Here is an 18,078-nt window from a genome sequence, read left to right as displayed (position 1 = left end):
GTCGGCGATGGTTTGCGCACTCCAGTCCAGGTTGTTGGTCAGGAAGATCATCTCCTCCCGCTCTACCGAGAACCGAGCCCCGGCGGAAGCCCAGCTCGCCGCGTCTCAACTCCCAACCCCCAATCGAAGGGCTTCAACGAAACCTTCAACGAAAGTTTCAACGCCCGAGTAACAACCGAGCAACCCCCGTGTCGGAAAAGATAAATGACGTGCAGGGCAAAATAGTGCTTGCACCCCTGTAAAATCAGCGTATTTTTGCTGTTGAAAAGCAGGATGTAGAGGCTGGCGTCGCTGAAGTTGCGTTCAGCTGGAATGGTCGCATCCCTGACCGAAAGCGAACCGGGCGTGCTGAGGTGAAACAGACTCGCAAGACCACGCCCTTGCGTTGACCGGGAAAGCAGTACGAGGCGGGCAAGCTGTTGGGATGTTCAGTCGGACAGTAGCCGAGTTTTCCCTCGCTTGAGAGGCGTTCGTAGGTGAGAAGCTGTTCCAGCGCCGAATCGATTTCCGTTGGCATGCTTCTTGTATTGGTTGGCGTGTCGAGTTCAATTCGGGGTGCTCACCCCGCGGTAACGCCAAGGCGACTCCGCACAGTCTGTCAGGGTAGCGCAGGAGTAATCCCGCTTTTCTGATAGTCGGCCAAATATTTCACGACCTGGGTGCAGACGTTGGCGGGAGTAAAGCCCAGCTTCTCATCGAGCACCTTGGCGGGGGCAGAGTATCCAAAGGTATCAAGACCCCAGGTCCTGCCTCGGGGGCCGACCAGGCCCAACAGCGTAACAGGCAGACCGGCGGTTAGGCCAAAGGTCGGCAAATGCGGCGGAAGCACGCTCGACTGGTATTCCGGCGATTGCTGGCGGAACAGGCCTTCCGAAATAACCGATACCACGCGCACCTTAAGACCGTTCTTCGCCGTGAGTTGTTCAGCACCGCCGATAAGTGTGGATACTTCCGATCCGCTGGCGACGAGCACGACATCCGGGACTCCATTGCAGTCGAGCGCAATGTAGGCGCCCCTGCCTGCCTGCAACGCATCCCGGTAACGAGTGGACCCCGCCTTGGCGGGCACGTCTTTGATGTTCTGGCGGGAAAGGATCAAGGCCGTGGGCGTCCCGGTGTTCTCCAGCGCCATCTTCCAGGCCACTGACGTTTCGGCTGCATCGGCCGGGCGCAGGGCCATGAGGCTCATTTGGCCCTTATGGTTCTTGAGGTGTTCCAGCAGGCGGATTTGCGCTTCCTGTTCCACCGGTTGATGTGTGGGTCCGTCCTCGCCCACGCGGAACGCGTCGTGGGTCCAAATGAACTTCACCGGCAGCCCCATCAACGCCGACAGGCGAACCGCGGGCTTCATGTAGTCGCTGAACGCGAAGAACGTGCCACACGCAGCCACGACGCCTCCATGCAGCGCCATGCCGTTGCAGAGCGCGGCCATCGTCAACTCGCTGACCCCGGCCTGCAGGAAGGCCCCGCCGAAGTCGCCCTTGGTAAACTGCCTGGTCTGCTTCAAGAAGCCGTCCGTCTTGTCGCTGTTGGATAGATCCGCCGATGCAACAATCAGGTTTTCCACTTTCCTGGCCAGCCAGCCCAGCACCGAGCCCGAAGCGGCGCGGGTAGCGATGTCGGGTTTGTGGGTGATTTCCTCGAAGTCCAAGGGCGGCAACTTGCCCGACAGGAAGAGATCGAGTTTCCTGGCCAGGTCCGGATTGGCTTTGGCCCATTCCTGCTGTTTTCCTTTGCGCGCCTTAGCTTCGGCCGCCTTTTGCGCTTTGGCCTGCTGGTAGAGTTCAGCTACCTCAGGAAATATGGCGAACGGTGCCGCTGGATCGCCGCCCAGATTGGCGATCGTCTTCTCAAATGAGGCGCCCGCTTCCCCCAGTGGCATCCCGTGCGTGGCGCACTGGCGCTCGAAGCTGCTGGCATCGGCCTTGACCGCGCCCTTGCCCATGATGGTCTTGCCGATGATCAGGCTGGGCTTCTCCTTTTCCGCGATCGCCCAATTCAGCGCGGCGCGAATCTGGTCCGGATTATTGCCGTCAATGGTGGTCACGCGCCAGCCCCAGGCTTCATACTTCTTGGCGGTATCCTCATGGGTAACGGCGTCGGTGCTGGTGGAGAGCTGGATGTCGTTGGAATCGAAGAACATGATCAGGTTGCTCAGGCCGAGGAACCCGGCGATGCGGCCCGCGCCCTGCGAGATTTCTTCCTGGATTCCTCCGTCGGAAATGAAGGCAAAGGTCTTGTGGGACATCCATTCGCCAAACCGCGCGCACAGGAACCGCTCGGCAATCGCGGCGCCGACGGCACTGGCGTGGCCTTGGCCCAGCGGGCCGGAGGTGTTCTCCACGCCGCGGCCGACTTCCAACTCGGGGTGACCGGGGGTGGGGCTGCCCCACTGCCGGAAGTTCTTCAATTCATCGAGCGTGTAGTTGCCGCTGAGCGCCAGCACCGAGTAGAGCATCGGCGACATGTGCCCCGGATCCAGGAAGAACCGGTCCCGCATGTGCCAGGTCGGATCTGAGGGATCGTAGCGCAGGAATTCAGTGAACAGGATGTTGATGAAATCGGCCCCGCCCATCGCCCCGCCCGGATGCCCGGACTTGGCCTTTTCGACCATGGCGGCGGATAGGATGCGGATATTGTCGGCGGCTCGATTGGTGACTGTATTGTGCATGATGTTGGGCGAGGATTATTTGTTTCCAAAGCTAATTATCAAGAGCAATTGATGCCTGCATCGCTAACGCGTTGCGAAGCCGACTCACTCAGCAGTGAAAGAGGCAAGCCAGACTTTTGCACGCTGCGATCCCCTGCGCGGATCGAAGCGGCGTGCAGACGACTGCCCTGCCTTCACCAAGCTGCCCGCCCCCAAGCCGGCAACGGCGTTTGGACGGTGTAAATCCGGCGGGACCCCGGTGTGGTTCCCATGGGGGTCGGCCCCCATGGGAACCACACCGGGGTATAACGGGGGTCACAGCGTTGCCGCACCGGGGCGGCCAGGCGGTCCAGGAACAGGGGGCCGTGTTAAGGGATTGCGCCACTAAAGACCCAGGATTGACGGCATACATCTCAGTTGTTGGCGTGGGCTCAACAAGATGCGGTTTGTCCGTGTGTGAAACAGGCGCAGGTCGCCGGTGCTTTTGCGATTGATTTTGATCCGATCGCCCTTAGTATCGCGACCTTCATGAGAGCGTTCCTCCGCGTCGTCAACGAACGGCGTCAACGAAAGGCTAGTTTGAGCCAGACCCATCCCAGGGTGTGGCTTGAAGGAAGTGTCTACTCGCCCTTGGGCGATGCGGTTTGAAGGGCCTCCGGCATGACAGAGTTACTCGAAGAACAGCTCGATAGCCGCAATCCGGCGGAGCGCAGGCAGGCGTTGTTGGCGCTGTGGCGGGAGTTTGAGGCGGGCAAGATCACGCTGCCCGCGCCGGGCACGGATGTGAACCTCCATGCGCACACGTGCTTTTCCTACAATGCCTACGGCTATTCGCCGTCGAAGTATGCCTGGCTGGCGCGCAAGGCGGGATTGCGGGTGGCGGGGGTGGTGGATTTCGACGTGCTTGATGCCTTGGAGGAATTTATCGAGGCTGGACGACTCTTGGACCTTAAGACTTGTGTGAGCCTGGAATCACGCGTGTTCGTGCCGGAATTCGCGACCCGTGTCATCAATTCACCAGGCGAGCCAGGTATTGCCTATCACATGGGGGTGGGATTCGCCAGAGCAGTCGAGCACCCGTTCCTGGCCGCGATGCGCGCGGCGGCCGCGCAACGCACGCGCGATATGCTCGGCCGGGTGAACGTCTATATGCGGCCCGTCGAACTCGACTACGAAAAGGATGTCGTGCCGCTCACGCCCAAGGGCAATGCCACGGAGCGCCATCTTTGCGAGGCTTTTGAACGCAAGGCCGCGCAGGTGTTCCCGGATATGGAGCGCCGCGCCGCGTTCTGGCGGGAAAAACTCGGCGACGCCCCGCCTCCTGGCGCGAAGCTCCAGAACCTGATTCGCGCCAGGACGATGAAGAAAGGCGGCGTCGGTTACGTGCAGCCCGGCAAGGGCTCATTCCCATTGATGGCCGACATGAACCACTTTGTCCTGGATGCGGGGGCAATTCCTGCACTGACATGGCTGGACGGCACCACCGAAGGCGAAAAGAGCCTCGAAGAACTGTTTGCCACGGCCATCGCTTCCGGTGCGGCAGTTTTGAACATTATTCCCGACCGCAACTACACGCCGGGCGTGAAGGATCAAAAGCTCAAAAACCTCTATGACGTGGTCGAGATGGCGGAACACCACCATTTCCCAATTGTCGTCGGCACGGAAATGAACTCACCGGGCAACAAGTTCGTGGATTCCTTCGGGACGATGGAACTCGCGCCACTGGTGCCGACGTTTCTGCGGGGCGCGCACATTATCTACGCGCATTCGGTTCTGCAGCGGCAGGGCGGGCTTGGCTACTTGAGTCCGTGGGCCCGGAAGACTTTTACTACTGTTGCGGCAAAGAACGATTACTTTGAGCGCCTGGGACGCGAGCTGCGGCCGGCGCGCGAAGATCGGCTGAGCGGTCTGACCGCTGAAGCCACCCCAGACCAGATTTTGGCAAGAGCTAACTGAAGAATTATGGCAAATACGAGTGTTCCACAGAAACAGCGAGCTGTGCAACTGGTCGGACCGGACCAGTTGCGGCTTAACGAGTCAAAACCCGTTACCGCGCCCGGCCCGCATCAGGTGCTGGGGCGGGTCGAGGTCGTCGGCTTGTGCTTCTCCGACCTGAAGCTGCTCAAACAATTCTCCGGCCACGCGCGCAAATCCCCAGTGGCCAGCGGCATTGATCCGCAGACGCTGGCGGAGATGCCGAACTACGTGCCCGATACCAAGCCGACTGTGCCAGGCCACGAAACGGTGGTTCGCATCGTGCAGGTCGGCCCCGGGGTGACCCGCCACAAGGTCGGCGGCCGCTACCTGGTCCAAACCGATTACCGCTGGCTGCCGACGGTCAACTCGGTCTCCGCTTTCGGCTACAATTTCGAGGGCGCGCTCCAGGAGTACGTCCTGATGGACGAGCGAGTAGTCACCGCCCCCAACGGCGAGTCCATGCTCATTCCTGTGCCCGAAGAGTTCGCCGCTTCGGCCCTGGCGTTGTGCGAGCCGTGGGCATGCGTCGAGGACGCTTACGTGGACAAACAACGGCAGAAGCTGAAGAGCGACGGCAAGATGCTGGTCGTGGGCGAAACCAAGGTCGCGCCGAAGCAGTTGGACAACCTCTTTGCGCGTTACGGCAAACCGTCCGACATCGCATGGAAAACCGCGGCTGAGATCGGCGACCTCAAAGACGCCAGCTTTGACGACGTGGTCTATTTTGGGGCCAACGCGGAGACGGTTGCCCGGCTCTTTCCGAAGGTCGGGGTGCGGGGCCTCTTCAACATCGTCCAGTGCGGCGGCAAGTTCGGCCGGCCGGTGGTGTCGCAGGTCGGCCGTGTGCACTACGGCGCCATTCGCCTCATCGGCACGACTGGTTCAGACCCGGCCGAGGCAATGAGCCTCATCCCCGCCTCTGGCGAGATCCGCGCCGGCGACAAGATCAACATCATTGGTGCCGCCGGGCCTATGGGCACGATGCATGTCATTCGCGACATTTGCCAGGGCGTGCCCGGGGTGACGGTCTTCGCCGGGGACCTGAGCGATGAGCGCCTGCTGATGCTGCGGAAACTGGCCGCGTCGCTGGCCCGGAAGCACAACGTCTCGCTTCGCACCTACAATCCGACCAAGGAGAAGCTCGCTGAGCAGTTCAACTACATCGTCCTCATGGCACCCGTGCCGGCGCTGGTGGTGCAAGCTGTGTTGTCGGCTGCTGAGCGCGCAATCATCAACATCTTCGCCGGCATCCCGGCCAATGTTACCGCGGAGCTGGACCTGGATGCCTATATCGCCAAGCAGCTCTACTTCATTGGCACCAGCGGTTCGACGCTCGACGATATGAAGCTGGTGCTGGCCAAGGTGCTGGCGCGCCAGCTCGACACCAACCTCTCGGTCGCCGCCGTGTCCGGGTTGGACGGCGCAATAGACGGCATCCGGGCGGTGGAGAAAAATCTGGTGCCGGGCAAGATCCTCGTCTATCCGTCATGCCATGGCCTGAAAGTGACATTGTTGACGGAGCTTGCTGACAAGCTTCCTCTGCAGGAAGGCTGCTGGAACAAACAGGCAGAAGATGCGCTGGTAAGTCAACCTCCCAAGACTTGAGATGATGGCTAAGCACCTCGACAACAAGTCAGCTATTGTCACTGGCGGAGCCCAGGGGCTGGGCCAGGCTATCTCCCAACGGCTCGCCCGCGAAGGTTGCCAAGTGCTCATCGCTGATGTCAATGAAACCGGAGCCGATGCCACCGCTGCCGCCATTGCCAAAGAAACCGGCCAGCGCGTCCTCGGCATGAAAGTGGACGTGACGCAGGAAGCCGACGTGAGGGCGCTGTTTGACCGTGCCGCGCAGGAGTTTGGCCGGGTGGACATTGTCGTCGCCAACGCGGCGATCCTGATCGCCGAGCCGATCGCCGAGGCCAATGCTGAGAAGTGGCGGGCGGTCATGAATGTGAATCTCTTCGGCTATTTCCTCGTCACCAAGCATGCCTGCCGCGTCATGAAAGGGCAGGGGGGCGGGGCTATCATCAACATCAACTCCAAGTCCGGCAAGAAGGGCAGCGCGGCCAACTCCGCCTACGCGGCAAGTAAGTTTGGCAGCGTCGGCCACACCCAGAGCGTCGCACTGGAAATGGCGCCCTTCAACATCCGTTGCAATGCCATTTGCCCCGGCAACCTGCTGGACTCACCACTGTGGACCCATCCGGATAACGGCCTGTTCGTTCAGTACCTGCGTGCTGGCAAGGTTCCCGGTGCCGAGAGCGTGGAGGACGTCCGTCGTGCCTATGTCAGCCAGGTGCCAATGAGGCGCGGCTGCAGCTACGATGATGTCTGCAACGCAGTCGTGTTCCTCGCGTCCGACCAATCCTCCTATATCACCGGCGTCTCCCTGAGCGTGACGGGGGGCCAGGAGATGAACTAACCCCTTTACTTCTTGTAACCCTTGCAACTCATTTAACTCACTGGTTGCCTTTTAGAATATATGCCAACTCCCATTACTCAGGACTTGCTAACCCTCTCCCGTGAAATTGGCCGCGAGGACCGCGGTCTGGCCATCCTCGGTGAGGGCAACACCTCCGCGCGGGTTGGCGACGACACTTTCGCCGTCAAAGCCAGCGGCACCTGCCTTGGCACCCTGAAAACGGAGGATGTCGTTGAGTGCCGCCTGGCGGCGCTGCTGCCGTTGTTGGACAAGGAGAGCCTCACCGACCAGCAGATTGAGGATGCCCTGATGGCGGCTCGCGTGGATCAGAAGGCAAAGAAGCCTTCCGTGGAAGCGGTGTTCCACGCCTGGCTGCTTTCGCTGCCCGGCATCAAGTTCGTCGGCCACGGCCATCCTACAGCGGCCTTGCAGATCCTTTGCTCGCCCCGCGCGCGGGATTTCGCGGAGCACCGGATGTTCCCGGACGAGATCGTCTGCTGCAACATCGCCTCGGTGCTCGTGCCTTACACTGATCCCGGCTTGAAGCTGGCCCAGGCCATTCGCCGCCAGACCGAAGCATTCATCAAGAAACACCAGCGCCAGCCGCGGGTCATCCTGATGCAGAACCACGGCGTCATCACCCTGGGCGCAAGCTGGCAATCGGTCCTCGCCGCTATGTTGATCGCCGAGAAGGCCGCCAAAGTCTTTGCGGGCGCGGCGGCGATGGGCGGCCCGGTCTTCTTTACCGAGCAGCATGTCCAGCGAATCGCCGGCCGGCCGGACGAAGCCTATCGGCAGCGCGCGTTGAAGATGTGATCCCACTGCGCGGCATGATCGCCATCATCACCGGCGCCAGCCGCGGCATCGGCCTGGCCATCGCCAGGGCTCTCGCCCGGGAAGGGGTTCGGCTCGGCCTGCTTTCACGCTCCAAGCCCGATGTTGCTGGAGAATTCGTCGCGTGTGACCTGGCGGAACTGGAGGAAATCCCATCGGCGGCTCGCGAACTGGTCGCACGGCTCGGCACGGTGGACTTTCTCATCAACAACGCCGGAACTTTCCTGGAGAAGCAGGTGCCCGATATCCAATTGGCGGACTGGGAACGCGTCCAGCGCGTCAACCTCACGGCGCCGTTCCTCCTGACGCGGGAGGTGTTGCCGGGCATGATTGCCCGCCGCCAGGGACGGATCATCAACATTGCCAGCACCGCGAGCACACAGGGGTATCCCCAGCAATCCGCTTATTGCGCGAGCAAACACGGTCTGCTTGGCTTCGGGCGCAGCCTGGCGGTGGAGGTCAAGCCCCACAATATCCATGTGCACACACTTTGCCCCGGCGGCGTGGACACCGACTTCATCAAAGGCACCCGCCTCGGCGAACGCCTCGAAGGCCAGCCAAAGATCAATCCTGAAGACGTCGCCGAAATGGTTCTCTTTCTCCTGCATCAACCCGGGAACATTGACCTGGCCGAGGTGATCATCCGCCGGTTCGACCCGAAGCCCCCAAGCTGAAGCAGCCGAAGGACGGACCGGCTCTGCCGGCCTTGAACAACGCTTCGCTCGCTTCCCCCTCCGCTCCCGAGGAGGGGTTAATTGTCGCTCGTCGCAGGGATGCAATATTATGATTGCTTTCAACCACATTAACGCTATAATCGCTCATATTCGATCAGACTGAGCCATGGCCGATTCAGACCAGAAAGCGTTGGCGCCGCAGCGGTGGGACCACCTCCGCGCGCTGATCCGTGATAGCGGCGTGATCCGCGTCGAGGACCTGTGCCGCCGGCTCAAGGTGTCGCCGGCCACGGTGCGCCGTGATCTCGACCAGTTGGAGCGCGGCGGTGCCATCCGGCGGGTGCACGGCGGCGCGGTCAGCGTGGAGAGCCGGCTGGACGAGCCGGTGTTCGCCGACAAGACGTCGCTGGCGGTCCGCGAGAAGCGGCGCATCGCCGAGGCCGCGCTGCGGTTCATTGAGCCGGGCGACACGATTTACCTGGACGGCGGCAGCACGGTGCTGGAATTGGCGCGACTGCTGCGGGACCGAACGAATCTGACGGTGGTGACTAATTCGCTGTATGCCGCCCACGAACTGGCGGGGCGCGGCCCGCGGCTGATCGTCATCGGCGGCGAGTTGCGGCGGCTGAGCCAGACGATGGTGGGCCCTTTGACCGGGCCGGTGCTGCATGAATTGCACCTGGACAAAGCGTTCATGGGGACGATCGGCTTCGCGCTGAATGAAGGTCTGACGACGACCGACCCGAGCGAGGCCTTCACCAAGCGGCTGGTCAAGGACCAGGCGAGGCAGGTCATCGTCCTCGCCGACAGCAGCAAGGCCGGCAAGGTGTCCTTCGCCAGTGCCGGGCACTGGGAGAAGGTCCACGTGCTGATCACCGACAAGCAGATAGACAAAGACTTTGCGAAAGAACTCATTAAGAAGAACATCAAGCTGGTGCGTGCCTAGAGCAGAAAGAAATACTTTATGAAGAAGTCTCCCACTTACCTGAGCGATTCGCGGCCGAAGTTCGCGCCGTATGAAATTGACTGCGGCCGGATTCGCGCCTATCGCTACAAAGCCAACCTGGCGTCCGAGCTTAAGGCCAAAACGATCACCCCCGCCGAGGCGGCGGCGATCCTGGAGGATATGCTCGTCATCCGGGAGCTGGAAGAGATGATCGTCAAGCTCCGGTCAGGCGCCTACGAGCCGATCCGCGACTTCAACTACCGCGGCCCGACGCATGTCTCGGTCGGCCAGGAGGGCACCGCCGCCGGCGCCTGCTGCGCGCTGCAGTTGGCCGACAACATCACCAGCACGCACCGCGGGCACGGCGAGAGCCTCGCCAAGGGTACCGTCGCCATTCGCCAGATGAGCGAGGAACAGCTTCGCAAGCGCGCGCCCAACTGCCCGTCCGCGAACCACGAGGACCTGGTCCAGGCCGCGCTGGAGGAACATGTCTACCGCACCATCTGCGAGCTGTTCGGCAAGGACGACGGCTACTGCCGTGGCCGTGGCGGCTCGATGCACATCGCGGACTTCACCGTCGGCCACCTCGGCGCCAACGCCATCGTGGGCGGCGGCGTGCCGATCGCCACGGGGGCGGCCCTGGCCAATCGTTACCTTGAACGCGGTAATGTCGTCTGCTGCTTCGCCGGCGACGGCGCTTATGCCAACGGCGTCGTGCTGGAATCGCTCAACTTTGCCGCGCAGGCCCAGTTCACCAATCACCTGGCCGACGGCCGCAAAGGCGGTCTGCCGATCGTCTTTCTGGTCTGCAACAATCACTACGGCATGACCCATCGCAGTGACGACGAGGTCATGGGTGTGGACCGCATGGCACGACGCGCAGCCGGGTTCGCCAACAATAACATGCACTCGGAGGTCGTTAATGGCATGAACGTGCTGGCCGTCCGTGACGCGGTAAAGCGCGCTGCCAAACTCTGCCGCGAAGGCAAAGGCCCGGTGTTTCTGGATGTGGACTGCTACCGGTATTGGGGTCACTCGCTCAGCGATCCGCGCAACGAGTATCGCACGAAGGAAGAGGAGGCGGCCTGGAAAGCCATGGACGCAATCCAATCCTACAAGAACGAACTGCTCGAAACCGGCGTGCTGGACGCCAAGGGCATCGCCGCCATAGAAAAGCGCGTGGTGGAGCGCAACGCCCGCGCCGCCAAGCGCGCCGCCGCCGCCGCCGACCCGCTGCCCCAGGACGTGCTGACCTTCATGTACACCGACACGAAATGCGAGCTCGTGCCGCCCGAGTTCGCGAAGATAGAGCTGGCCGGGCCGCTGCCCGAGATCAAGCGCGTCAACGGCGAGCTGACCTACAAGGACGCCCTCAAGGAAGCGCTCGTGCAGGAGATGGCCCGCGACAAACGGGTGGTGTTTTACGGCGAGGACGTGGCCGATTACGGCGGGGCATTTAAAGTCACCAAGGGTCTGCTCGAAGCCTTCGGGCGCGACCGCGTGTTCAACACGCCCATCAGCGAGGCCTGCATCTGCGGCACCGGTTGCGGCGCGGCGATGAACGGGCTGCGGCCCGTCGTCGAGCTGATGTACTTCGACTTCGCTCTCATGTCGTCCGATCAGATCAGCAACCAGGCTGCGAAATGGCGTTATATGAGCGGCGCCCAGACGGAGGTGCCGCTGGTGATCCGCTGCTCGGCGGGCGCTGGCAAGGGCTACGGCGGGCAGCATTCGCAGACGCTGGAATCCATGTTCTGCCACATTCCCGGGCTGTATGTGGTTTACCCGGCGACACCCGCCGACGCGAAGGGCATGCTCAAATCGGCGATTCGCGACAACAACCCGGTCATGTTTGTCGAGTCGCAGGCGCTCTACGGCATGAAAGGGCCCGTGCCAGAAGGCGATTATCTCGTCCCGCTCGGCGTCGCGGACGTGAAACGCCCGGGCACTGACATCACGCTGGTCGCCTGGGGACCGCTGGTGCACGATTGCCTCAAGGCCGCCGACAAGCTCAAGGCGGAACGCGGCGTCAGCGCCGAGGTGATTGACCTGCGCAGCCTGGTGCCGCTGGATCTGGACACCGTCCTGCGTTCAGTGCAGAAAACGGGCCGCTGCGTGGTCGCCAGCCAGGCCATTCAAATCGGCAGCTATACGGGCGAGATTGCCTCCACCATTCAGGACGAGGCGTTTGACTACCTCGATGCGCCCGTCAAACGCGTGGGCGCCAGGAACGGCATCGCGCCGCAGTCGCACATTCTTGAAGCGGCGTTCCTGCCCAACGTCAATGACATCCTCGCTGCCGCCAACGCCATCCTCTGAGGTGACCCATGGCTACTCCAATTATCATGCCCAAGTTCGGTCAGATGACCGAAGAGAGTGCCATCGTCGAATGGCTCAAGAAGGAGGGCGATAAAGTCGCTAAGGGCGATATCCTCTTTACGGTGGAGACCGACAAGTCGGTCATGGAGGTGGAGAGCTTCGAGGAGGGCACGCTACTGAAGATCGTCGTGCAACCGGGGATCAATGTGCCGGTGCAAAGCACAGTCGGCTTCCTGGGCCGCCCCGGCGAGGCGATCCCCGCAGTGACCGCGCCCGCCCCCATTGCCGCGCCCAGGCCTCAGCCGGCAGGGAGCGCCGTCCCCAGCGCGCCGACTCCAAGCGCCACCGCTCCCGCGCCGGAGCCCGCCACCGCTCCCTCGGTCCCTCACCCGATCGCGCAACCGCTGGCGCCGCCCCTCTTCCGCATCAGCCCCCGCGCCGCGGCCCTGGCGCGCGATTGCGTCATTGACCCGTCGCGCATCACGGGCTCCGGTCCCAACGGCCGTGTTGTGGAGAAGGACGTGAAGGCTTACCTGGAGGCGAAGGGCTACCGCCGGCTCCGCATTTCACCCGCAGCCAAGCAGCTCGCGGCGAAGGAGAAGCTTGATGTGCTGGCGATCCACGGCACGGCAGAGTCGGGCCGGATCACCGTCGCGGACGTGCAGCGCGCCTTGGCGGAGAAGCCAAAGCCGATGAGCAAGATGCGGCAGATCATTGCCCAACGGCTCTCGCAAAGCGTAGTGACGGCCCCGCACTTCTTCGTCACCGTTGAAGTGGACATGACCGACCTGGTCAAGTTCCGGGCCCAACTCAAGGCGCAGGGCGCCCCCTACACGGTCACCGACTTCATCGCGCAGGCGGTCGTTCTGACGCTGAAGGAATTTCCGGAGGTAAACAGCGCGACAGACGGCAAGGCCATCCGCTGGAACAGCCATGTGCACCTCGGCCTGGCGGTCTCGCTGGACCAAGGGTTGGTCGTGCCGGCGATTCGCAACGCGGACGAACTGACGCTGGCCGAGCTCAACGCGCGCGCAAAGGAGCTCGCCGACAAGGCCCGGGCAGGCAAGCTCGCCCCCGATGAGATGACCGGCAGCACCTTCACGATTTCGAACATGGGCATGCTCGACGTGGAGAACTTCACCGCGATCATCAACCCCGGCGAGAGCGCCATCCTGGCCGTGTCCAGCACTCGTAAGACGCCCGTCGTGCGCGACGACAAGGTGATGGTTCGCTCGATCATGAAAATGACGTTGTCGTCCGACCACCGGATCATTGACGGGGCCATGGCAGCGCGGTTCGTCAACGGGATCAGGCAGAAGCTGGAGAATCTCGAACTGTGGAAGCTGCTGACGACCTGACGGCTCATGGCGGCAATCCCAAGAACGTTTGTCGGGTTCGGGTTCGGGGCCATCCAGGGCGGCCTTTTCCTCTACGAAGCATTTCGCTCCGGCAAGTTCGGGCGGCTGGTGGTGGCGGAAGTCGTCCCGGAGGTGGTCGCGGCGGTTCGCCGTGCCCGGGGCTGTTTCCGCGTCAACATCGCCGCGCGCAGCGGCGTTGTCGTTCAGGAAGTGCGGGGTGTGGAGATCTTCAATCCGGCGGTGCCGGCGGATGCGCGGGAATTGGTGGACGCGCTGGCCGGGGCCTCGGAAATCGCTACCGCCCTGCCAAGCGTCGAGTTCTACCAACGCGGTGCGCCGACGGTGGCCAGCCTGATCGCCGAAGCCATCCAAATGAAGGCTGCCCGGAACAGCCTGCCCCTGGCCATCGTCTATACGGCCGAGAATCACAATCACGCCGCGGAAATCCTCCAGCGGCTGTGCGACGAGCGGCTTGATGCACCTGTTCGCGCCGCTGCGCCCCGCCTGGTTCAGTTTCTGAACACAGTCATCGGCAAGATGAGTGGAGTGGTTACGGCGCCGGAGCAAATCCAGGCCGAAGGCCTGGCTTGCCTGGTCGAGGGTTCTCCCCGCGCGCTCCTGGTGGAGGAATTCAACCGCATCCTGATTACGCAGATTCGGCTGCCCGGCTTCAGCCGGGGCATCGAAGCGTTCATCGAGAAACCCGATCTGCTCCCGTTCGAGGAGGCCAAGCTCTACGGCCACAACGCGGTCCACGCCCTGATGGGTTATCTGGCCGCGCGCAAGGGTTGCCGCTTCATGTCTGAGGCGGCCGGCGACCCGCCGCTGATGAAGCTCGCGCGGGATGCGTTCCTGGATGAATCAGGAGCCGCGTTGATTGCCCGGCACAAGGGTTTGGATCCATTATTCACGCCGGCAGGCTACCAGGCCTATGCGGACGATCTGCTTGAGCGAATGACCAATCCCTATCTTCGCGACCGCACCGAGCGCGTCATCCGCGACACCCCGCGCAAGCTCTCCTGGGATGACCGCCTGATCGGCACCATGCGGCTGGCGCTGGATGCGGGCGTCACGCCCCGCCGGTTCGCCTTGGGCGCCGCCGCCGCGCTTGAAACACTCCCATCGCCGGACAACGCAGCCGCCGCGCTCAACGCGCTATGGCAGGTGCCCGATCAGCCGCCCGGCCGGAAGGCCCATTTGATTCAGCTCATCACCGAAGCTCAGGCAAATCTCGATACGAAAGGAAGCTAACTATGGAAACATTTGATGTCGTAGTCATCGGCGCCGGCCCCGGCGGTTACCCCGCTGCAATCCGCGCCGCTCAACTGGGCGCGTCGGTCGCCATTGTGGAGAAGGAGCAGTTGGGCGGCACGTGCCTGAACTGGGGCTGCATTCCCACCAAGGCCCTTATTGCCACCGCCGATACCTTTGCCCACATCAAGCACGCCGGGAACCTTGGCATCACGGTCAAAGGCGCGTCGGTGGATTATGCCGTGATGATCGGACACAAGAACAAGGTCGTCAGCCAGCTTCAGAGCGGCGTCAGGCAACTGCTGGCCGCCAACGGCGTGAGGCAGTTCACCGGCGTCGCCTCCTTCAAGGACCGCAACACCATCACCGTTTCTGGAAGCAGTTCTAACGGACAGGCTGCCGAGCCCAAAATCCTCGTAGCCAAAAAGGTCATTATTGCCACCGGCTCCACCTCGGTCATGCCCGCGTTTCTCCCGAAGCACGAGCGCGTGGTGGAAAGCCGCGGCTTTCTCGACCTGACCCGGCTGCCAGAATCCATGCTGGTGCTTGGCGGGGGATTCATCGGGTGCGAGTTCGCCTGCATGGCCGCGATGCTCGGGGTGAAGGTGACCATCGTCGAGTTGCTCGAAGACATCCTGCTCCTGCTCGACGCCGATCTGCGGCGTGAAGTGCGCGCTCACATGGAGAAGAGCCTCGGCATCCGTGTCCTCACCGGCAAAGCGCTCGAAAGTATTGCCGCCAACGCCAGTGGTGCAACCGGCAGCTTCGGTGACGAGGTGCTGAAGGCTGACTTGCTCCTGAGCGCTATCGGCCGCAAACCGGTCACTGATGGGTTGAAGCCGGAGAATGCCGGGGTGAAAATCACGGAGCGCGGGTTCATTGAGGCGGACGACTACTGCCGCACGAACGTTCCCACCATCTTCGCCATCGGCGACGTGACGGGCAAAATCCAACTCGCCCACTACGCCACCGCCCAGGGCATCGCCGCTGCCGAAAACGCTGTCAGGGCAAAGCCTCACAAACACGACACGGCCGTGCCCAATGTCATCTTCACTTCGCCCGAAGTGGGCACGGTCGGTCTCAGCGAGGCGGATGCCAGGAAGCAGGGTCGGGCGGTGAAGACCGGCAAGTTCCGCTTTGCCGGGTTGGGCCGGGCCCTCGCCGTGGGGGAAACGACCGGCTTTGTGAAGTGGATCGCCGACGCCGCAACCGGCCAGCTGCTTGGCGCCGCCGCCGTCGGCCCGCATGCCACGGAGCTGATTGCCGAAGCCACTGCCGCTATCCGTGCCGAGCTAACCGCGCACGAACATGGCCGCACGATCCACGCTCACCCGACATTCAGCGAGGCGTGGATGGAGGCCGCCCACGCGGTGCACGGCGAAGCGATTCACGCGCCGCCGATACGCAAGCCCTCGGTGCCTTGAGAACTGCCTGAGGGCGGTCTGCGGCTGGCGGCGGCAAACCGGCATCGGCGATTCCATCCGGCTGCCGCGCTCGTGGCTTGTTTCACCGGCGCTTCTGCTGTTCAATGGGTTCATGAACCTTGTTCCGAACTTCGGACAGTAACTATGAACCCAGTAGCCAGTACAGCCCCACTGGGATCGCAGGTCCAGGCGCCGCCTTATCGCTGGTTGCTGTTTGACGCTGACGGAACGCTCTTCGATTACGAGCGGGCCGAACGTGTGGCGCTCGAACAGGCCCTGGCAGGGATTGGCGTCACGTTCGAGCCCGGCTACCTGGCAACTTACCGGGAGATCAATGGGGCCCTGTGGCAGGGCGTGGAAATGGGCGTAATCAAACCCGGCGAGGTGAAAGTCCGCCGCTTCGAGAGGTTACTGGAAACCATCCGGGTAGCGCATTCGCCCGAAGCTCTCAGCGCTGGCTACCTGGAGTGCCTGGCCAACTGCTCGGAGCTGATCGAGGACGCGGAAGCGGTGCTCGGGGCGCTGCACAGGAAGTATCGGCTAGCCATTCTGACTAACGGCCTGACGGTCGTTCAGCGCGGTCGTTTGGCCCGCTCCGCTATCCGCCACCACATCTCCGACCTCATCATCTCGGAGGAGATCGGCGCCGCGAAGCCGGCCCCGGAGTTCTTTGACAAGGCCTTCGCCCGCTTGGGGCACCCCGGAAAGCGCGAAGTGCTGATGATCGGCGACGGCTGGGTCTCGGACATCCAGGGCGCGCTTCAGTATGGCATTGACGCCTGTTGGTATAACCCCGGCCGCAAGCCCCGTCCGGCCAACTGCGAGATCACCCGTGAGATTGCTTCCCTGCGCGAGCTGAACAACTGGCTAATCTATGAGTCGTCAAACTGAACCGGCAAAGTTGGCCCCGACCCCTTCACTCACGAAGACCTCTGGTATCTGCGCCGTCCTTGTGGCCGCCACAGTCGCCGCTTGCCGGCTGGCAAGCGCCGAAAACCAAGCCGAGCTGGCGATCACCCACGGGCCATTCCTTCAGGCCCCTTCTGAGACGGGCATTACCGTCTCCTGGGCGACCAGCCTCAAGTGCGTTTCCTGGGTCGAATACCGGCCTGAATTGTCACCGCATTGGCTCACCAACTTTCCGGCGCACCTTGGCCTGGTGGATGCCGATGGCACCGTCCACAACGTGGCGCTCACCGGCCTGGAGCCAGGCACGCGCTATCGCTACCGCGCCCTCTCGCGCGAGATTCGCGAATTCAGGCCTTATAAGGTGACCTATGGCACGACCGTTGTCAGTCCGGAGCATGGGTTTACCACGTTCAACGCGGGCAAGGCGTCCACGTCGTTCGTGGTGGTGAACGACCGGCATGAGAAGGTCGAACTGCTGGCGTCGTCGCTGGCGTCGGTGGCCTGGGACAAGGTGGACGCGGTGTTCCTGAACGGGGACATGGTGGAGGCGGTGAAGGACGAGGCGCAGTTGTATCGGTGCGTGGCGGCCCCGTGCGCGGGGAGATTCGCGAGTCGCATTCCGCTGGTGTATGTGCGGGGGAACCACGACACGCGGGGGAGCTTCGCGCGGCGGCTGCTGGAGTATTTCCCGACGGAGTCGGGGCGGTATTACTACACGCTGCGGCAGGGGCCGGTGATGTTCCTCGTGTTGGACGGAGGCGAGGACAAGGCGGACGGGGACAAGGAGTATTACGGGCTGGTGGACTTCGAGCCGTATCTGCGCCGGGAGGTGGAGTGGCTGGCGCGGGAGATCGAGGCGCCGGCGTTTCGCGCAGCGCCGTTCCGGGTCTGCGTCATGCACATCCCGCCGAACTCTGAGCCCAATGACAAGTTCATCCGCCCACGCTGGTTGCAGGAGCACGTGGTGCCGCTGCTGAATCGGGGCAAAGTGGACCTGCTGATCTGCGGCCACACCCATCGCTACGCGATTCAGCCGGCGGGACAGAACGGGCTGGAGTTCCCGCTGATCACCGGCGGGGCGGAGATGGTCCTCCGCTGCGACGCGACGGCACAGGAGCTGCGGGTCAGCGCCACGGAGCTGTCGGGCAAGGCGCTGCCGCAGCCGCCGGTGATCCTGAGGAGGGGAAGGTGAGTCAAGTGGTTCAAATGAGTTAAAAGGGTTAAACAGGGCGGGGGCGGAAGGGCTGAAATCGACCGTAATACCACCGCAGTCTGACCGTAGTCCCACCGTGGTCTCACCGTAACATCACGCCA

Annotated in this window: 13 protein-coding genes; 12 read left to right on the top strand and 1 reads right to left on the bottom strand. The window is 62.7% G+C overall.

Annotation, left to right across the window (positions count from 1 at the left end; translation table 11 throughout):
* Positions 1-598: 598 nt before the first annotated feature.
* Positions 599-2,671: a transketolase gene (locus tag P5205_10090; GenBank protein ID HSA10705.1), complete on the bottom strand. Its 2,073-nt coding sequence runs from the start codon at positions 2,669-2,671 to the stop codon at positions 599-601.
* A 639-nt stretch (positions 2,672-3,310) separates the two neighbouring features.
* Here P5205_10090 and P5205_10085 point away from each other — a divergent pair.
* The 12 genes from P5205_10085 (at position 3,311) to P5205_10030 (ending at position 17,956) form a co-directional block, all read left to right on the top strand.
* Positions 3,311-4,606 (top strand): hypothetical protein, encoded by a 1,296-nt coding sequence (locus P5205_10085; protein HSA10704.1) that lies wholly within the window; start codon positions 3,311-3,313, stop codon positions 4,604-4,606.
* Between the two features lie 6 nt (positions 4,607-4,612).
* Positions 4,613-6,232 (top strand): alcohol dehydrogenase catalytic domain-containing protein, encoded by a 1,620-nt coding sequence (locus tag P5205_10080; GenBank protein HSA10703.1) that lies wholly within the window; start codon positions 4,613-4,615, stop codon positions 6,230-6,232.
* 1 nt (position 6,233) lies between these two features.
* Positions 6,234-7,049 carry an SDR family oxidoreductase gene (locus tag P5205_10075; GenBank protein HSA10702.1) on the top strand — a complete coding sequence of 272 codons (816 nt, stop codon included), beginning with the start codon at positions 6,234-6,236 and terminating at the stop codon, positions 7,047-7,049.
* A 60-nt stretch (positions 7,050-7,109) separates the two neighbouring features.
* Positions 7,110-7,865: a class II aldolase/adducin family protein gene (locus P5205_10070; GenBank protein HSA10701.1), complete on the top strand. Its 756-nt coding sequence runs from the start codon at positions 7,110-7,112 to the stop codon at positions 7,863-7,865.
* Positions 7,862-8,557: an SDR family oxidoreductase gene (locus tag P5205_10065; GenBank protein HSA10700.1), complete on the top strand. Its 696-nt coding sequence runs from the start codon at positions 7,862-7,864 to the stop codon at positions 8,555-8,557. Before P5205_10070 ends, P5205_10065 begins: the two co-directional genes overlap by 4 nt.
* Positions 8,558-8,723: 166 nt before the next feature.
* Positions 8,724-9,503, top strand: coding sequence for a DeoR/GlpR family DNA-binding transcription regulator (locus tag P5205_10060; protein HSA10699.1), 780 nt, complete (start codon positions 8,724-8,726; stop codon positions 9,501-9,503).
* A gap of 18 nt (positions 9,504-9,521) precedes the next feature.
* A complete protein-coding gene (locus P5205_10055) occupies positions 9,522-11,822 on the top strand; it encodes a dehydrogenase E1 component subunit alpha/beta (protein ID HSA10698.1) in 2,301 nt (766 codons plus the stop codon).
* 8 nt (positions 11,823-11,830) lie between these two features.
* Positions 11,831-13,180, top strand: a complete 1,350-nt coding sequence (locus P5205_10050) for a dihydrolipoamide acetyltransferase family protein (GenBank protein ID HSA10697.1) — start codon at positions 11,831-11,833, stop codon at positions 13,178-13,180.
* 6 nt (positions 13,181-13,186) lie between these two features.
* Positions 13,187-14,431 carry a hypothetical protein gene (locus tag P5205_10045; GenBank protein ID HSA10696.1) on the top strand — a complete coding sequence of 415 codons (1,245 nt, stop codon included), beginning with the start codon at positions 13,187-13,189 and terminating at the stop codon, positions 14,429-14,431.
* A 2-nt stretch (positions 14,432-14,433) separates the two neighbouring features.
* Positions 14,434-15,855: a dihydrolipoyl dehydrogenase gene (gene lpdA / locus P5205_10040; GenBank protein ID HSA10695.1), complete on the top strand. Its 1,422-nt coding sequence runs from the start codon at positions 14,434-14,436 to the stop codon at positions 15,853-15,855.
* 144 nt (positions 15,856-15,999) lie between these two features.
* Positions 16,000-16,746: a YjjG family noncanonical pyrimidine nucleotidase gene (locus P5205_10035; protein HSA10694.1), complete on the top strand. Its 747-nt coding sequence runs from the start codon at positions 16,000-16,002 to the stop codon at positions 16,744-16,746.
* Entirely contained in the window at positions 16,730-17,956 is a 1,227-nt protein-coding gene (locus P5205_10030; GenBank protein HSA10693.1) for a metallophosphoesterase family protein, read from the top strand. The genes P5205_10035 and P5205_10030 overlap by 17 nt, the downstream gene beginning before the upstream one ends.
* Positions 17,957-18,078 lie beyond the last annotated feature (122 nt).

The organism is Candidatus Paceibacterota bacterium (assembly GCA_035452965.1).
Lineage (GTDB): Bacteria > Verrucomicrobiota > Verrucomicrobiia > Limisphaerales > UBA8199 > UBA8199.
Note: the sequence above shows the minus strand (reverse complement) of the source record. Positions and strands in the feature narration are given on the sequence as shown.